The organism is Micromonospora sp. NPDC005197 (assembly GCF_040608295.1).
In the GTDB taxonomy this organism is placed as follows: Bacteria; Actinomycetota; Actinomycetes; order Mycobacteriales; family Micromonosporaceae; genus Micromonospora.
In genome coordinates, this window is the sequence record NZ_JBEXHY010000202.1 from 1 (window position 1) to 6,721 (window position 6,721).

The window sequence follows — 6,721 nt, forward strand, 5'->3', positions numbered from 1 at the left end:
GCGCCGGCAGCCCCGGCGTGGTCGCCGCCGCCGCGCCCACCCGGCCGAAGCCCACCAACTCCCCCGCCCCCCCGCACGCGACGGTCGCCGCGGCGGCCGGAGCCAAGCCGGTCAAGGCCGGCGGCAAGGCCAAGGGCGAGGGCGCCGAGGGTGAGATCGACCCCGAGGAGCTCGCCGCCGTCATCGAGGACGTGGTGGTGGAGGAGCCGGCCGAGCTGGCCCAGGCCGCCGAGACCGACGCCGCTGCGTCGGCCACCGACAACGACTTCGAGTGGGACGACGAGGAGTCCGAGGCGCTCAAGCAGGCCCGGCGCGACGCCGAGCTGACCGCCTCCGCCGACTCCGTCCGGGCGTACCTGAAGCAGATCGGCAAGGTCCCGCTGCTCAACGCCGAGCAGGAGGTGGAGCTGGCCAAGCGGATCGAGGCCGGGCTCTACGCCGCCGAGCAGCTGCGCGCGGCCGACGAGGGCGAGGAGAAGCTCGCCCGGGAGATGGTCCGCGACCTGGGCTGGATCTCCCGCGACGGCGAGCGGGCCAAGAACCACCTCCTTGAGGCAAACCTCCGTCTGGTCGTCTCCCTGGCCAAGCGGTACACGGGGCGCGGCATGGCCTTCCTGGACCTCATCCAGGAGGGCAACCTCGGCCTCATCCGCGCGGTGGAGAAGTTCGACTACACCAAGGGCTACAAGTTCTCCACGTACGCCACCTGGTGGATCCGGCAGGCCATCACCCGCGCCATGGCCGACCAGGCCCGCACCATCCGCATCCCGGTGCACATGGTCGAGGTCATCAACAAGCTCGGCCGCATACAGCGCGAGTTGCTCCAGGACCTGGGCCGCGAGCCCACTCCCGAGGAGCTGGCCAAGGAGATGGACATCACACCGGAGAAGGTGCTGGAGATCCAGCAGTACGCCCGGGAGCCCATCTCGTTGGACCAGACCATCGGCGACGAGGGTGACAGCCAGCTCGGTGATTTCATCGAGGATTCCGAGGCTGTGGTCGCCGTCGACGCGGTCTCGTTCTCGCTCCTGCAGGACCAGCTCCAGCAGGTGCTTCAGACGCTCTCCGAGCGTGAGGCGGGTGTGGTACGCCTGCGCTTCGGCCTGACCGACGGTCAGCCGCGGACGCTGGACGAGATCGGTCAGGTCTACGGGGTGACCCGGGAGCGGATCCGGCAGATCGAGTCCAAGACGATGTCCAAGCTGCGTCACCCGTCCCGGTCGCAGGTCCTCCGGGATTACCTGGACTGAGCCGGTTTCGTCAACCGGACGTGTCGTTTTGATCACCTGGTGTGCAACACCAGATGGTGATCGTCCGGATGCACGAATGTGATCGTTGACGTGGCACCCTGGGTTCACGGCACACTGTCCCTGCCATGTGTGACCTCGGTCCCCCGCGGGCACACAGGGAAGGCAGTGCCCGGCACGGGTGTTGCACGATAGGTGAGCAACGACCGAAGAGATTGTTCATCGGTGACGACCAGAGGAGGAAGGCGATGAACTCGACCCTCACGCCGCCGCCCGAGACGGTGGTTCCCCCAGCCGCCGATGAACGGTGCGACCGCTGCAATGCTGCCGGCAAGCTCCGGATCACCCTGGCGGGTGGGAGCGAACTGGTGTTCTGCGGGCACCACGCGAACAAGTACGCGGAGGATCTCGTGAAGATCACCGAGCGGTTCGCAACGGAGCCCGACTTCAGCTGGCGTGGCGCCGATCTGATGGCGAACTAAATCCGCAAACCGACATAGCCGGCCGGAGGCACCCCACGGGGCGCCTCCGGTCGGCTTTTCACTTTCTGCCCAACCGCGCCCCGCGACTCACCGGCGTCGCACGCTCGGTGCACGGGGGCTAGAGGGTCTGCACGGTGGCGATGCGTTCCTCGAGCTGCTCGATGGTGGCCTGGGCGCTCGGCGGGCCGCCGCAGAGCCGGCGCAGCTCGGCGTGGATCTTGCCGTGGGGTTGGCCGGTGCGATGGTGCCGGGCGGCCACCAGAGCGTTCAGTTGACGCCGGAGCGCCACGCGGCGTTGGGCGGCACTCATGGGTACCGGCGGTGCCGCGGTGGCCGCAGCGGCCGGCTGAGCGGCCCGCTCGGCGGTACGGCGGCGCTGGGCGGCGAGTTGGTCGGCCTGCCGTTTGGTGAGCAGCAGGGAGACCTGGTCGGCGGTGAGCAGGCCGGGCAGGCCGAGGTACTCCTCCTCCTCGGGGGTGCCGGCCTGGGCGGCGGTCCCGAACGACGCGCCGTCGAAGATCACCTGATCCAGTTCGGCGGTGGCCGAGAGCGCGGCGAACCGCTTCTCCAACTCCCCGCTGGCCTGGTCGTCACGCTGTGCCCGTTCCAGCAGGTCGTCGTCGAAGCCGTCGGAGTCCTTGGGTTTGCCGAGGACGTGGTCCCGCTCGTTCTCCATCTCGCTGGCCAGCCCGAGCAGGTGCGGCACGCTGGGCAGGAAGACCGACGCGGTCTCGCCGGGGCGGCGGGCCCGCACGAACCGGCCGATCGCCTGGGCGAAGTAGAGCGGGGTGCTGGCGCTGGTGGCGTAGACACCGACCGCCAGTCGCGGGATGTCGACCCCCTCGGACACCATCCGCACCGCGACCAGCCACCGCTGGTCGGACGCCGCGAACGTCGCGATCCGCGCGGACGCGCCCTGGTCGTCGGAGAGCACCACGGTGGCCTTCTCGCCGGTCACCTGCTCGATGAGCTTGGCGTAGGAGCGGGCGGTCTGCTGGTCGGTGGCGATGATCAGGCCACCGGCGTCGGGCATGCCGGCGTTGCGCAGCACGGTGAGTCGGGCGTCGGCGGCCCGCAGCACCTGGGGCATCCAGTCCCCCGCCGGGTCGAGGGCGGTACGCCACGCCTGCGCCACCAGATCCTGGGTCATCGGCTCGCCGAGGCGGGCCGCCAACTCCTCCCCGGCGTTGGTGCGCCAGCGGGTCTCCCCGGAGTACGCGAGGAAGAGCACCGGCCGGACAACTCCGTCGCGCAGCGCGTCGGCGTAGCCGTAGACCGAGTCGGCGTGGGAGCGCAGCAGCCCGTCACCGCCCCGCTCGTAGGTGACGAACGGGATCGGGTTGTCGTCGGAGCGGAACGGCGTCCCGGTGAGCATCAGCCGGCGTACGGCGGGCTCGAAGGCGTTCTTGACGCCGTCGCCCCAGGAGCGGGAGTCGCCGGCGTGGTGGATCTCGTCGAGGATGACCAGGGTGCGGCGGGTCATGGTGCGCCGCCGGTGCACCTGCGGGGCCATCCCCACCTGGGCGTAGGTGACCACCGCGCCGTGGAAGTCGGCCGCCGAGTGCACGTCGGCGTTGCGGAACGCGGCGTCGAGCTGAATGCCCACCCGGGCCGCGGACTCGGCCCACTGGTTCTTCAGGTGCTCGGTGGGCGCGACCACGGTGACCGCCTCGACGGTGCCGTCGCCGAGCAGTTCGGCGGCGATCCGCAGGGCGAAGGTGGTCTTTCCGGCGCCCGGCGTGGCGACCGCGGTGAAGTCCTCGGTACGCCGGCGCAGGTACTCCACCAGGGCCTTGCGCTGCCAGGCACGGAGTGCCGGGAACGTCTCGAGCACCGGCGTCCGGGCTGCCACGCGAAAGCTCCTCTCCGACCGCACGAGGGCGGACACCGGGCGAGGGCCACGAGTACCGCCGCCCATGAAAACGCCTCCGCGCAGAAGCTGCCGCGAAGGCCGACTCAGCATAACCAGCGCGGGCCCGCGGGCCCAGGCGACACCACGCCTGTCACATTCACCACCGGAGCACGGTCAGCCTCACCACTCCCGGTCGGCGCGCGGATCGGCCCCGTTCGCACGCGGTGGCCGCAGCGTCGCCACCGGGGCGGACCAGCGGCGGCGCAACGCGATCAGGCGCAGCCCGACCACCCCGACAGCGGCGGCGGTGAGTGGTGCCGGCCCGGTGTGGCCGGTGACGTACAGCAACGCCACCGCGACCGATCCGGCCAGGGCGGCCACCGCGTAGATCTCCCGGCGCAGCACCACCGGGATCTCGGCGGTCAGCAGGTCCCGGCCGAGCCCGCCGCCGATCGCGGTGAGCATGCCGATCAGGCAGGCGCCGACCGCCGGCACCCGGGCGTCGAGCGCCTTGAGCGTGCCGGTGACGGTGAACAGACCGAGGCCCGCCGCGTCGAGCACCAGCACCGTGGTGCGCAGTCGGGCGAGCTGTGGGTGCAGCCAGAAGACGGCGAGCGCGGTGATCGCCGCGGTGGCGGCGTACCGCCAGTCGGCGAAGGCGAGCGGCGGTACCTCGTCGATGACCAGGTCGCGGAGGATCCCGCCGCCGAGCGCGGCCACGAAGCCGACGAACGCGACGCCGAACAGGTCGAGTCGTTTGGCCACCGCCGCCGAGGCGCCGGAGGCGGCGAAGACCGCCACTCCGGTCAGGTCGGCGAGGAGCAGGGCGGTGGAGGTGGTCACCGCCGCAGGCTACGTCGCCGGCCGGAGCGCCGGCCGGGGTTCACTCGCGGTACGAGTCGTAGATCTCCTTGCACTTGGGGCAGACCGGCGAGCCCGGCTTGGCCGCCTTGGTGACCGGGAAGGTCTCCCCGCAGAGCGCGACGACGAAGGTGCCCATGACGGCACTCTCGGCGATCTTCTCCTTGCGGACGTAGTGGAACATCTCGGGACCGGTGTCGGCGTCCTTCAGTTCCGGACGCTCGAGAACCTCTGTGCTCACGTCTGCACCTCCAACCGTCAAGTTTGGCAGGTCATCACGGCCGGGTCCACTTGAGCCCGGTCGGGGTCCCACCCCGTACCGTGCCGGTGTGACTGACTTTCGCATCAGCTACGGCACCGAGGTCGCCGAAGCCCTGCGCGACGGCCGGCCCGTCGTCGCCCTGGAGAGCACCATCGTCTCGCACGGCCTGCCCCGTCCGCAGAACCTGCGGGTGGCTCGGGAGATCGAACAGGCGGTCCGGGACGCCGGGGCGGTGCCGGCGACGATCGGCATGATCGGTGGCGAGCTGGTGGTCGGCCTGGACGACGCGCAGCTGACCCGGCTGGCCACCGTCGATGGCGTGACGAAGCTCTCCGTCCGCGACCTGGCCGTGGCGGCGGCGACCGGCGCGGACGGCGCCACCACCGTCGCGGCGACCAGCGCGGTGGCCGCCGCCGCCGGGATCGGCGTGTTCGCGACCGGCGGCCTGGGCGGGGTGCACCGGGAGGCGGCGCACACCTTCGACGAGTCGGCCGACCTGGTCACCCTGGCCCAGACCCCGATCACTGTGGTCTGCGCCGGGGTCAAGTCGATCCTCGACGTGGGCGCGACGCTGGAACGCCTGGAGACCCTCGGGGTCGCCGTCATCGGCTACCGCACCCGCCGGTTCCCCGGCTTCTATCTCACCGACGCGGGCTTCGACCTGGACTGGTCGGTGGACTCGCCGGAGCAGGTCGCCGCCGTGCTGGCCGCCCGGGACGGGCACGCCGTGCACCTCGGGGGTCTGCTCGTCGCCAACCCGCTGCCGGTCGACGAGCAGCTCGACCCGGAGCTGCACGACCGGACCCTCGCCGAGGGCCTGGCCCTGCTGGAGCGGGACGGGGTGACCGGCAAGGCCGTCACGCCGTACCTGCTGGCGCACTTCCACTCGGCCACCGAGGGCGCGAGCCTGGCGGTGAACGTCCGGATCATCCTGCGCAACGCCGATCTGGCCGCGCGCATCGCGGTCGCCGCGGTCGCCCGCACCTCCGCCGTCCCGGCATGACCCGTCCGGCCCGCGTGGTCGTCGTCGGGGACGTGATCACCGACGTGGTGGCGGTGCTGTCCGGGCCGCTCGCGGCCGGTTCGGACACCGGGGCCGAGATCAGTTTCGGCGGCGGCGGGCAGGCGGCCAACACCGCCGCCTGGATCGCCGCGCAGGGGGTGGCCGTCACGCTCGTCGGCGCGGTCGGCGACGACGACGCCGGGCGCGACCGGATGGCCGAGCTGGACCACGCGGGCGTGGACTGCGCGGTCGAGCGGGTGCTGGACGCCCCGACCGGCACGGTGATCGTGCTGGCCGCCGACGGCGAGCGGACCATGGTCACGTCGCGGGGCGCGAACCTCGCGTTGAGCGCCGAGCACGTGGAGAAGGCCCTCGCGGCAGTGCCCGACGCGGGGCATCTGCACCTGTCCGCGTACACCCTGTTGGACGCCGGGTCGCGCGGCGCGGGGTTGCGGGCGCTGGCCGCCGCCCGCGAGCGCGGGCTCACCACAAGCGTCGACGCGGCGTCCGCGGCGCCGCTGCGGCGGGTCGGCGCGCGGACCTTCCTGGGTTGGGTACGCGACGTCGACCTGCTGCTGGTCAACGCGGACGAGGCCACGGTGCTGGCCGGCGGGCTGGACCCGGCGGCACAGGGGCGCGCGCTGTCGGCGACGGCTCGGCGGGTGGTGGTCAAACGTGGCGCGGCGGGAGCGGTGTGGGTCGACCGCACGACGCCGGTCTGCACGGCTCCGGCCCGCCGGGTGGCGGTGGTGGACGTCACGGGCGCGGGCGACGCCTTCGCGGCCGGTCTGCTCACCGCGTGGCTCGCCGGTGCCAGCCCGACCGCGGCACTGAGCCGCGCCACCGACCTGGGCGCGCTGGCCGTCTCCACAGCCGGCGCACGGCCCCAGCCGTAAGGGCCGGCGCACGGCCGCAGCCGCAGCACGGCCGTGACGGTCGAGCCCTGGCCCGCGCGCGGGTCCGGGCTCGACGTCGATGACCGTGTGCAGATCGGGAGAGCGGCGTGGAGGGGAA

General features: G+C 72.4%; 7 protein-coding genes. 4 read left to right on the top strand and 3 right to left on the bottom strand.

All coding sequences use genetic code 11. The annotated features are described in order from the left end of the window. Positions 1–1,250, top strand: a 1,250-nt coding sequence (locus ABZU46_RS30465; RefSeq protein ID WP_354863157.1) for an RNA polymerase sigma factor, incomplete at its 5' end; no start/stop codon positions are given. Between the two features lie 245 nt (positions 1,251–1,495). Continuing rightward, positions 1,496–1,729, top strand: a complete 234-nt coding sequence (locus ABZU46_RS30470; RefSeq protein ID WP_234587953.1) for a hypothetical protein — start codon at positions 1,496–1,498, stop codon at positions 1,727–1,729. Positions 1,730–1,847: 118 nt separating this feature from the next. On the opposite strand, the gene ABZU46_RS30475 is transcribed toward ABZU46_RS30470, so the two are convergent. The 3 genes from ABZU46_RS30475 to ABZU46_RS30485 form a co-directional block, all read right to left on the bottom strand. Next, positions 1,848–3,581 carry a DEAD/DEAH box helicase gene (locus ABZU46_RS30475; RefSeq protein ID WP_354863158.1) on the bottom strand — a complete coding sequence of 578 codons (1,734 nt, stop codon included), beginning with the start codon at positions 3,579–3,581 and terminating at the stop codon, positions 1,848–1,850. 180 nt (positions 3,582–3,761) lie between these two features. After that, positions 3,762–4,424, bottom strand: coding sequence for a trimeric intracellular cation channel family protein (locus ABZU46_RS30480; protein WP_354863159.1), 663 nt, complete (start codon positions 4,422–4,424; stop codon positions 3,762–3,764). 40 nt (positions 4,425–4,464) lie between these two features. Continuing rightward, positions 4,465–4,683 carry a DUF3039 domain-containing protein gene (locus tag ABZU46_RS30485; RefSeq protein WP_007456912.1) on the bottom strand — a complete coding sequence of 73 codons (219 nt, stop codon included), beginning with the start codon at positions 4,681–4,683 and terminating at the stop codon, positions 4,465–4,467. An 88-nt stretch (positions 4,684–4,771) separates the two neighbouring features. On the opposite strand from ABZU46_RS30485, the gene ABZU46_RS30490 reads away from it, so the two are divergent. Next, on the top strand, positions 4,772–5,707 hold the full coding sequence (locus ABZU46_RS30490) for a pseudouridine-5'-phosphate glycosidase (protein ID WP_354863160.1): 936 nt from the start codon (positions 4,772–4,774) through the stop codon (positions 5,705–5,707). Beyond that, positions 5,704–6,603, top strand: a complete 900-nt coding sequence (locus tag ABZU46_RS30495) for a carbohydrate kinase family protein (protein ID WP_354863161.1) — start codon at positions 5,704–5,706, stop codon at positions 6,601–6,603. The genes ABZU46_RS30490 and ABZU46_RS30495 overlap by 4 nt, the downstream gene beginning before the upstream one ends. Positions 6,604–6,721: the final 118 nt, after the last annotated feature.

Bases quoted from the DNA above. Each gene is read 5' to 3' on its own strand.
- ABZU46_RS30470 (WP_234587953.1), top strand. From the start codon at position 1,496: ATGAACTCGACCCTCACGCCGCCGCCCGAGACGGTGGTTCCCCCAGCC.
- ABZU46_RS30495 (WP_354863161.1), top strand. From the start codon at position 5,704: ATGACCCGTCCGGCCCGCGTGGTCGTCGTCGGGGACGTGATCACCGAC.